Consider the following 15,632-nt stretch of genomic DNA (forward strand, 5'->3'; position numbering starts at 1 on the left):
ATCAATATTATATCTGTTTTTGGCGGTTTTGACAAATACTTGGCAGCATCCGCGCGCAATTCCGGTTAATTGGCACCAACATACCAAAACCCCGCCTCAACGTGCCAGACGCCGGGCAGGATTTGGATATGCACTCGAGCTACGAATTTGATTCGGTCGTGGATTCGGTTTTTTCAGGTGTTTCTGGATTATGATCTGCGTCAGACGGGGTCGCGGCTTCGGCTTTCGCCGGTGGTTCAGTTTCACCTTCGGCAGTCGTCTCGGCTGGCTTGGTTGGCTCTGGTTTTGGCTCCAGCGCCTTGAGCGACAATCCCAGCCGATGATGATCCGGTTCGATGGTCAGAATTTTGAACGGCCTGGTCTCGCCCACTTTGACTACTTCACCCGGATGGCGCACCAGCTTATAAGACAGTTCTGAAATATGGGCCAATCCGTGAATATCTTGATCCAATTCAACAAACACGCCGAATGGATTCAGTTTCAGGACTTTGCCTTCGACCACCTGGCCGATCTTATACTTATTTATTGCCTTCTTCCAGGGATCGTCAATCAGCTGCTTTAGGCTCAGCGAGATGCGGGAATTTTCAATGCTGATAATCTTGGCTTTGATCGTGTCGCCCACTTTGACGATCTGGCGCGGGTCATCGATGCGCTGCCAGGCCAACTCTGAGATATGGACCAATCCCTCCAGCCCGTCGCCAAATTCCACGAACGCGCCAAAGTCCACCACTCCGGTAACTTTGCCCTCGACCACGTTGCCGATCTCGTACTTTTTCAAGGCGTCTTTTTGCTTCTCTTCCCAGGCCATCTTTTCTGATACGATCAGTTTCTCTTCGGCCTCGTTGACATCGATCACTCTGACCTTAAAAGCCTGGCCAATGTATGTTGCCAGCCGTTCTAATATTTTTTCCTTGTCGCCGCCTTCAACGCGCGGATAGTGCTCCACGGTTAACTGTGAAACGGGCAGGAAGCCCACCACACGGCCAACCTTAATCATCAGGCCGCCGCGATTGGCTTCGGTTATTTCCGCATCGACAATCGACTCATCGTTGAGATACTGCGTCAGCAGATCCCAGGCTTTCTTGTGTCCGGCTTGTCGGAACGACAGTTCCAATACGCCTTTTTCATTTTCTAAATCGACCACGGTGGCCAATACTGGATCACCAACCTTGAGGTCGGTGTACTCGCCCGACTCATCGTAAAGTTCGCGGCCGCGCACTACGCCGCTGCTGATGCCTTCGATATCGACATGGACTTCGGTCTTGGTGACACTGAGGACTTTGCCCTCGACGATATCACCGACCTTAGGAATTTTAACAAGCCCCTGCTCATTTAATAGCTGCTCCATCTCTGGGGAGGGGGCTGGGATGGTAGCGGTAAATTTAGCTTTCAATTCATTGCCTTGATTAATAATAAAGCGTCAATAAATACGGAATACAAGCAGTATATATCAGACTGGCCTTCTTGGCAAGGCTGCGTGATAAGTGCCTGTTTTATTGACTTTTATGCCTATTTATGTTATTATTATGTCAATGGGAAAGTTTGCCAACAGAATCAGCGGGCAGGCCGTTCTAAACACCATGAAAAGTATTTCCAAGGGTGCTTTTTCAGATACCAAAAAGCTCTGGAAGTGGAGGGTTTCAAACTTAGCAAAAACAAGTCGTACAGTCGCGATGAGGTACGACAGGGTTTCAAAATCGCCCGAAAACTCGATACTACTATCAAAACGGGCTGGCAGGCAGGCTCAATGGCCAACAAAGCTTTCGCCGCCCACGATCAGTTAGCCGCGGAACGGAAGCAGGAACAACGCAGCGTATCCCAAAGATTAATCGATCTGCAGAATCGCGTATTCCGAAAAAAAGTCGGTGACGAACAAGCCCTGCAGGGTAGTCAATTGCGCGTCACCCGAAGCAAAATTGAAAATGAGCGCAAAACCGGTAGCGCTAGAGTCGCTACGGTCACTCCCACGTTGCACGCCGTGCCCACGGGCGGCAACGCCGTCCTGAAGAAAGCAACGGGGGCCGAAAGTTTGCACCCCGATATGGTTTTGGCCGACCCAGCCAATCATCAGCCGTCACAAATCGACGAGCTAACCAATAACGGATCACAAATACCCGAAGACAAATCGGTCATCAGCGACGAGGAATTCAAGAAGCTCCAGGACAAGGCCAAAGAGGTGTCGGGTACGCAGATGCTATCGTAAACATTGCGTGCATTAAACTATAGCATCCCAGCAATTACTGCTCGGCTGGGTTTTGGATTTAGCTGCGGCAGATTTTTAACTATAGAGCGCCGTCTGTAATTTCACCAGACATCGGAGCCTTTACGCATTTATTAGTCTTCGGTTCGCAGATACCGCCGACGGGGCAACCACAGAGACTACACTTTGCTTCTAATCTACCGCCCTGGCAAAAAATCGGTTTGGTCGTTGCGCAAGTGTTGAATCGCGTGCCATCATCGCATGTCGGCGTACAAGCCTGACCGGCTTGAGGCGTGAAGATCTGTATCCGATGATACATCTTGTCAACAACATACATGCCATCGGTCTCGATGATCAGATCGGCTGGCTGCCAGAGCCGACCATTGCCGGTGCCCGATAACGCAACGTAGTTCTGAAAAGTTGCTTTAAGATAGCCGTCAATATCGAATTGTGACAGCCGTGATGTGGATTGATCGGTAACATATATGGAATTGCCTACCCGATCTACTCCGCGCGGTTCCATAAATTGCCCCTGTTCGGTGCCAGAGGATCCAAACTGTCCCCAGTATTCCAATGTGCCGTTAATGTCTGGGCGCAGAATCTGAATCCGCTGATTAAACGTATCGGCCACATAAATGAATTGATCCAGCACGGCTAGTCCGGTGGGCGCATTAAACTGGCCATTGCTCGTTCCCAGTGATCCGAAATTACTGCGGAAAGTCGCTGACAGGTCCGGATTGATCTGATAAACCGCCAAACGATGGTTGGAACTATCGCTGACAATGAGACGGCCGCCGACGAAAGCCAATCCGGTCGGACTATTGAGCTGATTGGCACCGCTACCGAGCGTACCGAACTTACCTTGCCACACCGCTGTCGTACCGTTGAAAGAAAATATTTGGACGCGATTGTTGCCGGTGTCACTTATATAAACCGTGTTGCCGTTCACCGCTACCCCGGTTGGACTGACAAACTGACCATCACCCGAACCCTGGGAACCGAACGTGCTTAAATACGCAATCACACCGTCGGTGCGGCGAAATATTTGGACGCGATTGTTGCCGCTATCGACGACGTATATATAGTCACCCGCCTTGGCAATGCCGGTCGGCCGGTTGAACTGTCCATTACCGGAACCGTTAACCCCGAACTTAGATGAATAGGCGTAGAATGTCCCGGGCAGGTAGCGGTCCTGCGACGCATCGCAACACACGTTTGCGCCCCTGGCTTGATACTCGCCCGCTTCATCTCCGCAACAAGCCTGGGTGTTGGTTGGAGTGTAATCACCGAAGGAACGTAATAGTTCGCCGCTGGGTAACCACGAATGTGTCCCGCAGGCATAGTGTTCCGAACACTGATGAATAGTAGCGTCGGCATCATTGCAATCCTTAACCTGACTAGCCGCGCACGTTCCGGGACAGCCGGTTGTCGGCTTGGTCGCACCCGAACCCCACCAACATAGACCATCGTTATCGGCGTCGGTACAGGCAACCGTGTACTGGCCCTCGCTGGCGCTGGGTGATATCGGTGGCGGAGTCAGAGCAACATAATTTGTATTGTAATCAAAGGTTGATAACGGTAAAATCAGCTTGGCGTATCCGTTTTCACCCCAGTCGGTACCGTAGCTATTTTTGACGATCCAATAGGTCGTGCCCACCAGCGGATCGTTTTGGGGTATGTCGATATCGCAACTGCCACTGATTGATGTTTGATAGCAACCGGGAGCAACTTCGCCATATCCGACCACCGTCATCGCATGGTTCCAATTGTTGAATAGGCCGATCAACGGACCGTAATTCATCAGGGCATTTTTCACCTGCAATGGCGTGCTTTGTGGAAATGAATTAATATATGCTGTATTTTTCCAGACCAGATCGAGCCACCGGCCTATTTCCGTATAATTACGCACCCTCGTAAATACATCGTTGGTGGTCGATACTAATGAGGGAAACGTTCCCGAGGCGCCGTTGCTCACGTACAAGCCGCTGGCGTCCCAACTGATTCCTTGGGGATACCTGACCACGTCGGGCGCGGTAACCGCTTTGAGACCCCAGTTCAAATCAAAAGCCTGGATTCGATTATTGTCGCTATCACTAACATAGATCCGGTCGGTCGTTACCGCGATGTCGGTCGGTCTCCTGAACTCACCCGGCCACGCTCCGTAAGCGCCATATTTTTCAATAAACACTCCCGCTGGTGTAAATACCTGTACTCGGTTGTTGCCACTATCGGTTACATAGAGTTGGTTGTTGAACAATTGGACTCTTTTGGGCGTGTTAAATTGACCATCGCTCGTGCCCAGCCCACCGAATTGTGAGACATAGGTAGCCGTATCTCCGGAGTAACTGAATAATTGGATGCGATTATTGCCCGAGTCGGCCACGTAAATCCGGTCGGCCGTTGCGACGACCCCGCTCGGTTGTTGGAATTGGCCATTACCGCTGCCCAAGCTGCCAAAAGTAGTGCGATAATTCCCATTAGAGTCGTAAATTACCACTCGATTATTATCCCGATCGGCCACGTAAATCCGGTCGGATGTAGCCGATACGCTCTGAGCTGTGGTGGACAGACCGGTAATCGTCTTGATCAGATTCAGGGAATTACCCATAAATTCGGCGATGTGCAGCGTACCCCGTTCCAGGATGTACATACGCCCGTTTTTTACATACACATTATCCGGCACACCCAGCGGGACGCTTTTGCCACAAGTACTGTTGGCAGCAGTGTAGTGCAGAATTGATTCTGGTGGCAGGCCATCCGAGACAATGAAACTGAACGGATTCGACCAGCCGACCTGACAGTTGCCGTTGGAACAAGCCATCAAATGTTGTTCGGACAAATCCAAATTCGCCGGCTGGTGATAATAGAGATTCAGATCCGCTTCAAACGCTCCCACCGATGCCATAATCTGGCAAGAGCCGCAACAGCGATAGGTGTAACCGGCGTCTTGACACCGAGACAGGCTCCAGCTGTCCTCCAGGTGATCGCCGACCCAGCATCCGCACTGATGATGCACCGGGGTCATAATATTTTCATTGTTGCGATCGCGCCAATCAAAGACAAACGGCGCCATGTCCAATGATATTTCATTTGCGATTGGTTGAACCCTGTCAACCGATTGGTCTGAAACGATAACCGACTCGGGGGCTTGCGTGGCTGCGACGGTTTCTGCACTGGGCAAGCTTGAATTATCTGACGGCAGTTCAAAATACCCGCCACGATAATAGAGCAACCCCTCGGTTGCCGGCAACCGACCACCGAATAGTTTTTTTTGTTCCGCATAGGGCAGCTGACTGACCGTGGTGGACTCGGCGACCCAAAGCTTGCCCTGTTTTTTATTCAATTGATCAATCGCAATCTTGGTGTAAGTGTTCTGTTGCTGACGCAATAAACGAGCAGCTGGTTCTATCCCCTCGGTTGCAACCACTGCCTTGAGTTGGTCTTTTTTACCAACATAGATGACGTCGGAAATACGCAATTGGCCGCCGTTGGAAAGTTCGATGGTTAGTTTTCTCGGCCTAACGGAATCGAGTAGGCAGGTTTCGGCACACGCCTGGCTGAATTTGATCGTACCCGACTGGGGATATTCCACCGACCAGACCAAATGCTCTTGACCAGACTGATCGGTCAGAATAACACGCGCATAGTTCCCGGCCGCCACTGTCGCTTCGCCGGATAGACTTAGTCCTTTTATCGCCCCAACCGATAATGGTATCGTATCACCATCCGCTAATACTCGATTAACCTGCCAGTCTGAAACATTGCCGCTGCTTTGCAAAGAAAACATCGGCAGCGACTCACTGCGACCTTGCTGTATCCGAGCCGCTACTTGCGTAGGCACCGAAACGGTTACCTTTGGTTGCGCGATTATCAAGCCCGCGATCACCGGTGCAATTACAAAAGCCACCACCTTAAGCTTGGAAACACGGTGGGTTGGGATATGGATACTCGCCGATATTGCCCGGCTAGTGGCTGGATGTGCCATATGAGTAGATGAAAATGCCCCCCTCTTATTCATTGCGAGTTGGCCGCTGTGGCCTATTATGTAAAATATCGCGGTTATCTCAGTATGCGCCGAATACTCTCGCTGACGCGGAAAAGCGTCCCCCCGAGCACAAACGTCAATGCGCCGGCACTGTAGGATTTATCGTCGGTATAAAATGAAATTATGAACAGTCCGGCTCCGGCAATCATAGCAAATAAACCCGTGTAGCGGGCGTTTCGGCTGACTTTATGAAGTCGTGTTATTTGGGATTCGCCTTGAGTATTTGGCATATCAGACGGAGAATTATTATCGTGTAGGGTGACGCTTAGCGTCACGACTTCCACGCTCAGCGTGGAGCGGGAGACGGGATTCGCACCCGCGACCTCTTCCTTGGCAAGGAAGCGTTCTACTACTGAACTACTCCCGCATGGAGTATAGACTACTTTGTCAAATACATCTTGGAGGCGTGGGCGGGAATTGCACCCGCGTATAGAGGTTTTGCAGACCTCTGCCTTACTGCTTGGCTACCACGCCGTAGTGCGGGGTTGCAGACCCTCGCCTTTCCGGGGCAGCGATTGTTCCTGCGAGCACTCGGAACAATCGATACTCGGCTACGCCTCGCTTCTGCCCGTCGCTACGCGACCCACTTGGCTACCTGGCCAGTAGCCTCCAACGAGTGAGAACGGGATCCCGCCTTCCTCTAAAACATTATATAAATGTGGCGAGACAGACCTCTGCCTGGATCCTGCCCCGACGAATGTCGGGGGCTCGGCTACCACGCCTTGGTGTGGGATCGCTGACCCTTGATGCATCAGGGAATATAACAAAAACATTGCTCTTGGTCAACTGGGTGTTGCGTTTATTATCATCAACCAGCGTGAATATATTTGTAGAAATAAGTAGGCCCCGAGCACGCTGTGGCGCGCTTGGGGCTAGGGCCTCGGTCTGTGACCGCGGGCGTGTCTTCGTCCGTCAGATCAGCAGAGCCGTCGGGACGTCGGCGATCGTCGTGTTCTCGTTGGCGTCGGCGGTGGCGTTGGTCGTCGCGTTGATTGGCGCCGCGCCGCGCTCCGTCCAGGTAGTCCGCGGGTTCTCGTCGAAGTTGGTGTTGTTCAGCTGGGCCGGCGTGCACGTCTTGATCACGCCGCCGTTCCGTGTGCCGTGGTTTCCTTCGTTAAGATTGGCCGTCTCGTTGATCACCGGCGCTTCACCACGGTCGACCCCGCTTGCCGTCCGGTGGTACCATGCTTCCGCCGTGTTCGCCTGCTCCGCTTCGTCGACTGCGGTATTGGCCTGGCTGCTCATCTGGATCGTCTGCTCGACCTGCTCCGCCGCGTTTGCTCGTGCGGTGGTGGCCAGGATGGTCTGCGGCGCGAAGATCACGTCTTCCGCGAACATAACCGACTGCGTGTTGGCGGTATTGGCCTGCTGAGTCTGCCCGACCGGCAGAAACAGCACCAGCACCACCGCCAGGATTCCGAGGAAGAGGAACTTTTTCACGGGAAGGGTCCTCCTTTCATGAGGGTTGCCCCGTGCGGAACAGGTGTGTATCTGGAAGAACTTCCGGCTAACCCCACAACTTGTAGGGCTGTTCCTGAATTAATAATACTAAGACAAACATATCGTTGTCAACATTAATGTCTTGACATAAACCAATACCCCGCTATACTCACGCTGGTTGCGTCGCCTATGGCTCTAGCTGAAGGGAGGACACAATGAGGAAGACTAAGTTGGATGTCGGTAAGGCCCCCAAGCGCTGAAGAATGCCAGTTCACGAACGCTAGACAAACCTCGATCGGTACCGTCCGATCTGTCCCCCAATTCTGGACTCGTCCAGAGTTTTTCTTGTATTGGAACATGAGCCCTGCTCAATCCCACTGAAACACAAAACCCGACCATTTGAATTGATCGGGCTTTGTAATGTGCACTTAGAGAATTTCGATCTTGATGACTTTCACGCCCCACTGTTTGGCTTCGGCTTTGCTGGGCATCCAGATGTCGATGTGATATTTACCGGCACCGGCCCGGAGACGGTCCTCGACCGTAAACACCTGGTCGCCGAACTTGTCCGGCAGACGGAACTTCGAACCGAACGGAAGGTAATTATATGCCGCCACGCCCTGGTGGGTCTGGGAACCCGAGGCAGTGGTAAATGGGTCGCTGTCGGTTTCGTCAATGGAACTGGAGTAAGCGGTCACGGTGACATAAAATGATTTCTTACTCGGCCGACTGGCTACGTCCGGCAAGCGGCATTCGACATTATTTTCACAAACCTTGTGATCGGTATCGGGTTGCGTCAAAGTGGCTAAAGCGGGCATAGCTTGATATGTTGCCACCTGATCGAACGATTGATCCGAGTTGACTCCCTGCCCCAATACTGAATGGGGGTAGACGAACTCAATCAAAGCCAAACACGCCAGGGCGAATTGCCAGCGGCGCAGGGCGGCATATTTGGTTCGTTTTGACATGGTTTCCCCAGTTAGATGCTAAAAGCGGTTCCGATTCAAAAAAACCCTGTGTTTTATCAGGATTTTTTCAATGACCCATATCTTATCACAGAAGCCCCTTTCTGTCAATATATAGTGCGACACACTAATTTCCGGCTGGAACCCAAACCAATACCAACAAAATGGAAACCTAAAGGTTTCCGCTACATTAAATACGTTTGTTATTTGTTAATTGATACTTATTACTTACTAATAGCCTGCGTCGGACAGCCATCAACCGCTTGCTGGCAGTCATTTCCAGGCGTGCCGCATGCTTCCGGATGGGCTACCTCTGACTTGCCATCCGTTCCCAGAGTAAACACGCCGGGACAAAGGCTGACGCAAGTGCCGCAACCGAGGCATTTGGTTTTATCAACTGCTACCATAATGATGCATGTTAGTGAGTAAGTTTACGGACGGACGGCCTTCGCTGTCGGCTTGGCCATTCGCCAGCCGCGTCGAGCCATTTCCGCCACTGTGAAGCACAGCGGCACTAGTACTAAATTACCAGCCAGATTGAGTTTCAGGAATGGCAAGCCCATATAATAGGCATAGAGCAGACCGCTGGCGTTCTGTTGGTACCAGGGTGTGATCATCCAGACTCCGAAATTCGTGTAGAGATAGAAGAATAGCGAGAACAGCATGCCGGCACCCAGTCCGGTCCAAACAATATGCCGACTTAATTTTGGTTGGCGTAATATCCAGCCGCCGCCTACCGCCAGCAAATAAGCCGTCCAGGTGAACAAGAAGATATTGGTATTGCCAATCAGCATATCCGAACCAAACATGATCGCCAACGGCACAATGGCCGACCGCCACCCGCGCAGATAATAGCCGGCCAATAGCGATAAGCCCGTCACCAGCTCAACATTCGGCAGGCGACTCCAGTCATGCATCAGCACGCGGCTGGCAATTCCCAATGCTATTAATACCGCTGGCAGCCAGCTGGTCCGTAATATTCCTTTCAGATTAAATGGCTGGATTTTTTTCATGGTGGTGGTTAGAAAGCGCTGTTTTCAAAATTCATTTCCAGAATATCGCCGGGCTGAACCTGATATTGATCAATTCCGACTGAGCCCATCTGCCGATTGACGTAATAAATCCAATATTTTCCATCCGTGCCGTTTTTAACGCCATGAATCTCTTCCACCAAAGTACCCATCGAGCTGGTCGATGTCTTCAAATCCCATTCGGCGGCTGCGGCAGCCCGTTGTAAAAGATCAAGCCCGGCCATGCTAACCGTGTTAGTTAACATCTGGCTGTAGGTCTTGATCGACTGACCGTCATTGATGACCATTGTCACCGTTTGGCGGGCGGTAGTGACCCCGGCCACTTTGGCGTCGGTTGTGCTGGCATCGGCAAAATACCGATTGGTTGATTGCAGATAAGTAAAAGTTACCACGCCGGCGATACCGGCTACTAGGATCATGATCCCAAGATAGAGTTTTGATTGTTTCATTGTCTTAATTTTATATGGTAATAAATATTTGCTAGTAATCGATGCCAGCTTCGGCTGTCCGACCTTTTTGAAACGGATGTTTAATTTCCACCATCTCGGTAACCAGGTCGGCTCGCCGGATGATTGCCGGCGGCGCCTGGCGGCCGGTTAAAACCAGTGTGAGCGACTTAGGTTTGGCCGATATAAATCGGAGCACCTCGCGCTGTGAAACCAATCGGCTATGCATCGCGCCATTGACTTCATCCATAATCAGGACATCGCAGCGACGGGATTGTCGACGGGCCGTGGCTAAGGCTTTTTGGGCGGCCAGCTGATGCTGCCGGTGCGTCAAGCGATCGTTCATGATACCGACGAAACCGCGCCCGCATGCTTCTATTGTCAATCCAGCTACCGGCTGCTTGAGCAATCTCATTTCTCCAGACGATTGGGGCGACTTAACGAATTGTACCACCGCCACTCTGCGACCGTGAGACAGGGCCCGCCACGCCAGACCCAACGCCGCCGTCGTTTTGCCTTTGCCATTCCCAGTGTAGACAATCACTAGTCCGTTGGCGGTTCGCTTGGCCATGGCGTTAACCGATGCTGCAGGCCGACCAGCCGCAGTTGGGGCAGGTTTTGCAGCCTTCTTTAATCTCCATCACCGCTTTGCATTCGGGGCATTTGTTCTTGTCCACGATTTCGTTGAGCGCCACTTCCTGTTTTACCATGCTGTTGCCCACCGAATCGTCCCCTTTCTTTGGGCTGGTAACGGAGCCGATGTTCAGCACCTGGGTCTCGCGGCTACGGTCGCGGTAGATCGTGACGCCCTTGCAACCCAGTTTGAAGGCCAGCATGTAAACTTTCTCGACATCCTCGATCGTGGCATCGTGGGGAAAGTTAACGGTTTTAGAAACGGCGTTATCGGTGTGTTTTTGGAAAACCGCCTGCATTTTGATATGGTCTTCGGGCGTAATATCGTGAGCCGTCACATATACTTTGCGGACTGATTCGGGAATTTCTTTGAAGTGCTGGATCGTGCCTTCCTGGGCAATACGCCGCATCAACTCCTCACTGTAGAAACCCAGCTCCTTAGCCTTCTTCTCGAAGAATGGATTGACCTCAATCAACTCATCACCGGAATCGAGGATATTTTTTCGAACGTATGAAATGGCAAATAGCGGTTCAATGCCGGATGAGCAACCGGCAATAATAGATATCGTACCGGTTGGAGCGATGGTGGTGCGTGTAGCATTGCGCAACTTGCGGCCATCCTTGGCATATACGCTCTGGGCGTACGACGGGAACGTACCGCGCACCTTAGCCAGCTCTTCAGAGGCGGCAGCGGACTCTTCGTTGATAAATTTCATAATCTTTTCCGACAGCTTAACCGCTTCGCCGCTGTTGTATGGGATATCCAGTTGAATCAATAAATCAGCCAGGCCCATCACGCCCAGGCCAATCTTCCGGTTGGTTGTGATCATCTCTTCGATCTGGGGGAGCGGCGCCCGATTCATATCGATCACATTGTCCAGAAAGTGAGTAGCCGTGTGCACGATATGCCGCAATTTATCCCAATCAATTTCCTGCTGGTCATTGACCACTTTAGCCAGATTGATCGACCCGAGATTGCATGATTCGTTGGGCAATAATGGCTGTTCGCCGCATGGGTTGGTCGACTCGATCTCACCTAGCTCTGGCGTGGGATTATCAGCATTGATCCGGTCAATAAAGACAATGCCCGGATCGCCGTTCTTCCAGGCCATGGTCACCATCAGATTGAACACCTGGCGGGCGGACATTTTCTTGGCCGGTAGTTTGTTGCGCGGATTGATCAAGTCGTATTCTTTGTCCTTGTCAGCCGCCTCCATGAAAGTTTCCGTGACAGCCACCGAAATGTTGAAGTTGTTGAGCTCGCTGTTGTTTTCCTTGCAGGTGATAAAGTCGATAATGTCGGGGTGATCAACCCGTAATATGCCCATATTGGCGCCGCGCCGGGTGCCGCCCTGCTTGATTACTTCGGTAGCGGCATTGAACACTCGCATAAACGAAATCGGACCCGAGGCAACGCCGCCGGTTGATTTGACGATGTCGCCGGCCGGCCGGATGCGGGTAAAGGAAAATCCGGTGCCGCCGCCGCTTTGGTGGATCAGCGCCGTATTCTTGATCGCGTCAAATATACTGGTCATATCATCTTCGACGGGCAGCACAAAACAGGCCGACAGCTGCTGCAGATCGCGGCCAGCGTTCATCAGGGTGGGTGAATTGGGCAGAAATTCAAAGTGGCGCAGCATTTCAAAGAATTCCTTGGCGGTTTCTTCGACGTTCACATCCTGATGGTACAGCGTCTTGTAGAGATTATCAGCGTAGGCGATATTATTAGCCACGCGTTTAAACATTTCTTCCGGTGTTTCGGTGACGCGGCCGTTTTCGTCCCGCCGGAGATAGCGCTTTTGTAGCACCACCATGGCATTCGGCGTTGACTCCACCTCGCCCCGGTACTCTTTCAGCATGTGATTTGCTTCGCGGATTTCCTTATGCTTTTGGCGGTAGATGATATAGGCCTTGGCCACCTGAACCAGCTTGGCCCGAATCAACACCTCCTCAACAATGTCCTGAACGCCTTCGACGGTCGGGTTTTCGTTCTCAGGCATGCGTTCAGCCAGTATCGTTACTACCTCTTCGGCCAAGCGGCGGGCCAGCGCCTTGTTGGGCTGGCGCAATTCGACCATGGCTTTGAATATCGCGTTGGAAATCTTCGTCTGGTCGAACGGTGCCAGCGTACCGTCGCGCTTAAGAATCTGCATCGGCGGCTGTTTGAAACGCTTCCAGGGCAGCTTTAGCTTTGATACGAGCGGACTGGGTTGGGTAGACGTTGAGGCCATGTTGGTATTTTGGATATCTGGTTATTTATTCGACTTTTTTTATCTTGTTAATCTCACTGTGGAAGCTCTGCAGGTCGTCAAAAGACTTGTAGACCGAGGCAAACCGGATATAAGCCACTGAATCAAAGTCGCGCAGCTGGTCCATCACGATCTGGCCGATGGTTTGGCTGGAAATTTCATTGCCATTCTGCTTCTGAATCTCGACTTCGATCGTGGCCACCAATTTTTGGAAGTTTTCTTCAGTCACGGAGCGTTTTTCCAGCGCCCGCCGCAAGCCCGCTTCCAGTTTGGAACGCCGATAAGCCTCCCGACTGCCGTCTTTTTTGATAACCAAAAGATCGAGCAGCTCAATCTGTTCGTGGGTGGAGAAACGAAATCGACATTTGATGCATTCCCGGCGGCGGCGAATCGCCATATCATTGTTAACGGCGCGGGAATCGATCACTTTTGTTTCGGAGTGGCACAGTGGGCAGATCATACGACGTGTTTGGGTCGTAAAAAGTTATATTTTTCGTGGCTGACCAAGGGGCAAAAAAAACCGCCTGCTTCGGGACCGATGATCGATCAAATACCATATCTAGTGGCAGCAAGTGAAGTATATCACAAGCGAAAGCGTCGTCAAAAAAATCATTTTCTCGAGTTTTGCTTTATATTTCATCAATAATCTTCCTTTGGCCACGCATTGTTCTCCAGGTGTGGATAACAATTGCGCTGCCATACGTTTTTTTTCACAAACGCGCAAGTAGCCAATTAAAAAATCTCGATGCATTTGATCGAGAACAAACGGTGGACTATGAAATCGTTTAGTTCTTAGCCAAAATGTAATCAATCGCCTGGCGTAACACCGAGTCAGGCAATACGCCGGACAACTGATAGCCATTGATGAAGAATGTCGGCGTGCCCGGTAACCCGGCCTCCAACCCGACCTGAAAATCCGCCGCCACCCGCGCTGCCATCCGCCCTGAATCCAGACAGGAATCGAAACGTACCGGCTCTAACCCAACTTGAATGGCGTATTCCTTCAAGTCAGCGATGGCGAGATGTTCTTGGTTTTGGTACATTTTGTCATGCAATGCCCAGAACATGGCATTGGACTGGTCAAAAGCACACCGCCCGGCTTCGGCCGCTTTTTCGGCCTCGGGATGGATGTCGCTAACCGGAAAATCCCGGAATTCGAAGTAGATCCGGTCGCCATAATCGGCTTGAATCCGGCGGATGATCTGATACATCTGCCGGCAGTAGGGGCACTGGAAATCGCCAAACTCGACCACCTTTACTTTAGCCGCCGGTGAACCGGTACTGGGCGCATCAGCCACGATATAGTTCGTGCTCGATTCTTCCACCAGACTTGACGGCCGGGTATTGGTGTTGGAAGAATTGTCTATCTCATTTTGCATGAATATAATGACCTGCCAAGCTAGTATGCCGATTAGTGCGATGACAATAACCAACAATACTATAAACGCCACCCCCCAGCCGGAAGCATACCAGTGGACGGGTTGGGGATTTGATTGTGGTGATTTGGGTTTTGGTGCGGATAACGTTGGCATGGGTTTAATGTGATTGCCCGTATATTATAGCCCGAGCATTGGAAAATTGCCACCTGGCTGGCTAGTATTTATCAACTCCGTAGGCGAGGATGATCCCGCCCGCTACGCCTGAGCGAAGCGATGGCGGGCAGGCATCCTCGCCTACGTTTTGTTCTTAAATATTCCTTGCATTAAAATGTACGCCAAAAAGCCGGCTCAAATTTTGACCCGGTTATACAACTTGATTCTTCCTCCCTGGCCGACGGAGCCACACGGGATTATGCCAACTGTGCTTTGTGACCGCTGGGGAGAGAGCCGCCAGCCCTTTTTTAGGGGACAACTTGTTGAGAAACAAGCTGCGTTCATCTCGTACAGTCAGATCCGCGTGTCCCGCATCTGGCGTTAGCCATGGTGCAGGGATAGACACTCCGCCGGCTAGGAGGGAAGATACTTATTATTATCATACAACCTTTTTCTGAAATTTCCATAGGTTATGAAAATCTCAGAAAGAGCCCCGTCCGCCATCGCTCCGAAGAGTTTGGCCGACGGGGATTGACGCAATGCCGCTTGCGCCGGATGAAGCTCTACTCGCCCATAAATCGGGCCGTTCGTTCCTCCAGCCGTGCTCGCACGATTGCTCGCGCTACTCGGTACCGCTGGATCGCCGGCTTCAGGCCAAGCCAGAAGCCAAGCAACCAGGCAATACCCTGGCAGACCAGCGAAACCTGGAGGATCATATCCGCCACAATACCGACGCAGTAGCAGATGAACCCTCCCAGGACGAACAGAAAGACCGAGAGAACGACGGTGGGCAGCCGTCCGAACTTGAGACCAGGAATCTGGGTAATCAGTCGACCGATGCCAGCCGCGACCCAGAAGGCGAACAGGAGGAAAAAGTAGTACGCCCCCGCCACATGTCGGCTGATCAGGCCATGGCGAGACAAGATGCCCGCCAGAACCCCTAGCGCCATCAGAATGAAGAACCACCCGCCCCGATGCAACCATTGCATTGCCGCCTCGGGTTGGTTCCGACGGATATGCATGTTCGCCGTGAAGAAAGATGCGCCGGTGAAAATTCCGAACGCCAGCATCATCAGGAACAGACCATCCAT

General features: G+C 51.8%; 13 protein-coding genes and 2 tRNA genes. 1 reads left to right on the plus strand and 14 read right to left on the minus strand.

The features are described from left to right. Window positions 1–139 precede the first annotated feature (139 nt). Window positions 140–1,393 (minus strand): S1 RNA-binding domain-containing protein, encoded by a 1,254-nt coding sequence (locus WC734_02935; protein ID MFA6198083.1) that lies wholly within the window; start codon window positions 1,391–1,393, stop codon window positions 140–142. A 237-nt stretch (window positions 1,394–1,630) separates the two neighbouring features. Here WC734_02935 and WC734_02940 point away from each other — a divergent pair, with 237 nt between their 5' ends. Beyond that, a complete protein-coding gene (locus WC734_02940; GenBank protein ID MFA6198084.1) occupies window positions 1,631–2,203 on the plus strand; it encodes a hypothetical protein in 573 nt (190 codons plus the stop codon). Window positions 2,204–2,282: 79 nt separating this feature from the next. Here WC734_02940 and WC734_02945 read toward each other — a convergent pair whose 3' ends face one another. The 13 genes from WC734_02945 to WC734_03005 form a co-directional block, all read right to left on the minus strand. Beyond that, on the minus strand, window positions 2,283–6,185 hold the full coding sequence (locus WC734_02945) for a 6-bladed beta-propeller (protein ID MFA6198085.1): 3,903 nt from the start codon (window positions 6,183–6,185) through the stop codon (window positions 2,283–2,285). A 352-nt stretch (window positions 6,186–6,537) separates the two neighbouring features. Next, window positions 6,538–6,612 (minus strand) — tRNA-Gly (locus WC734_02950). 32 nt (window positions 6,613–6,644) lie between these two features. Continuing rightward, window positions 6,645–6,719 (minus strand) — tRNA-Cys (locus WC734_02955). Window positions 6,720–7,157: 438 nt separating this feature from the next. Continuing rightward, entirely contained in the window at window positions 7,158–7,685 is a 528-nt protein-coding gene (locus tag WC734_02960) for a hypothetical protein (protein ID MFA6198086.1), read from the minus strand. A 428-nt stretch (window positions 7,686–8,113) separates the two neighbouring features. After that, a complete protein-coding gene (locus WC734_02965) occupies window positions 8,114–8,653 on the minus strand; it encodes a hypothetical protein (GenBank protein ID MFA6198087.1) in 540 nt (179 codons plus the stop codon). A gap of 221 nt (window positions 8,654–8,874) precedes the next feature. Next, the gene (locus WC734_02970) at window positions 8,875–9,057 is read right to left on the minus strand and encodes a ferredoxin (protein ID MFA6198088.1); all 183 of its coding nucleotides are present in this window, start codon (window positions 9,055–9,057) and stop codon (window positions 8,875–8,877) included. 24 nt (window positions 9,058–9,081) lie between these two features. Continuing rightward, on the minus strand, window positions 9,082–9,663 hold the full coding sequence (locus WC734_02975) for a DUF6580 family putative transport protein (protein MFA6198089.1): 582 nt from the start codon (window positions 9,661–9,663) through the stop codon (window positions 9,082–9,084). Window positions 9,664–9,671: 8 nt separating this feature from the next. Further along, window positions 9,672–10,130 (minus strand): DUF4430 domain-containing protein, encoded by a 459-nt coding sequence (locus tag WC734_02980; GenBank protein MFA6198090.1) that lies wholly within the window; start codon window positions 10,128–10,130, stop codon window positions 9,672–9,674. Window positions 10,131–10,161: 31 nt separating this feature from the next. Beyond that, on the minus strand, window positions 10,162–10,698 hold the full coding sequence (locus tag WC734_02985) for a cob(I)yrinic acid a,c-diamide adenosyltransferase (protein MFA6198091.1): 537 nt from the start codon (window positions 10,696–10,698) through the stop codon (window positions 10,162–10,164). A 4-nt stretch (window positions 10,699–10,702) separates the two neighbouring features. Beyond that, window positions 10,703–12,991 (minus strand): vitamin B12-dependent ribonucleotide reductase, encoded by a 2,289-nt coding sequence (locus tag WC734_02990; GenBank protein MFA6198092.1) that lies wholly within the window; start codon window positions 12,989–12,991, stop codon window positions 10,703–10,705. 25 nt (window positions 12,992–13,016) lie between these two features. Continuing rightward, window positions 13,017–13,469: a transcriptional regulator NrdR gene (gene nrdR / locus WC734_02995; GenBank protein ID MFA6198093.1), complete on the minus strand. Its 453-nt coding sequence runs from the start codon at window positions 13,467–13,469 to the stop codon at window positions 13,017–13,019. A gap of 325 nt (window positions 13,470–13,794) precedes the next feature. Beyond that, a complete protein-coding gene (locus WC734_03000) occupies window positions 13,795–14,541 on the minus strand; it encodes a DsbA family protein (protein MFA6198094.1) in 747 nt (248 codons plus the stop codon). Between the two features lie 563 nt (window positions 14,542–15,104). After that, window positions 15,105–15,632, minus strand: coding sequence for a hypothetical protein (locus WC734_03005; protein MFA6198095.1), 528 nt, complete (start codon window positions 15,630–15,632; stop codon window positions 15,105–15,107).

The sequence above is a fragment of the Patescibacteria group bacterium genome (genome assembly GCA_041661625.1).
Taxonomy (GTDB): domain Bacteria; phylum Patescibacteriota; class Patescibacteriia; order JAHIZJ01; family JAHIZJ01; genus JBAZUB01.

Excerpts from the sequence above, each read along its gene's own strand:
- WC734_02990 (MFA6198092.1), bottom strand. The coding sequence starts at position 12,991 with ATGGCCTCAACGTCTACCCAACCCAGTCCGCTCGTATCAAAGCTAAAG.
- WC734_02980 (MFA6198090.1), bottom strand. The coding sequence starts at position 10,130 with ATGAAACAATCAAAACTCTATCTTGGGATCATGATCCTAGTAGCCGGT.
- WC734_02985 (MFA6198091.1), bottom strand. The coding sequence starts at position 10,698 with ATGGCCAAGCGAACCGCCAACGGACTAGTGATTGTCTACACTGGGAAT.
- WC734_02945 (MFA6198085.1), bottom strand. The coding sequence starts at position 6,185 with ATGGCACATCCAGCCACTAGCCGGGCAATATCGGCGAGTATCCATATC.
- nrdR (MFA6198093.1), bottom strand. The coding sequence starts at position 13,469 with ATGATCTGCCCACTGTGCCACTCCGAAACAAAAGTGATCGATTCCCGC.
- WC734_03005 (MFA6198095.1), bottom strand. The coding sequence starts at position 15,632 with ATGGATGGTCTGTTCCTGATGATGCTGGCGTTCGGAATTTTCACCGGC.
- WC734_03000 (MFA6198094.1), bottom strand. The coding sequence starts at position 14,541 with ATGCCAACGTTATCCGCACCAAAACCCAAATCACCACAATCAAATCCC.
- WC734_02965 (MFA6198087.1), bottom strand. The coding sequence starts at position 8,653 with ATGTCAAAACGAACCAAATATGCCGCCCTGCGCCGCTGGCAATTCGCC.
- WC734_02970 (MFA6198088.1), bottom strand. The coding sequence starts at position 9,057 with ATGGTAGCAGTTGATAAAACCAAATGCCTCGGTTGCGGCACTTGCGTC.
- WC734_02975 (MFA6198089.1), bottom strand. The coding sequence starts at position 9,663 with ATGAAAAAAATCCAGCCATTTAATCTGAAAGGAATATTACGGACCAGC.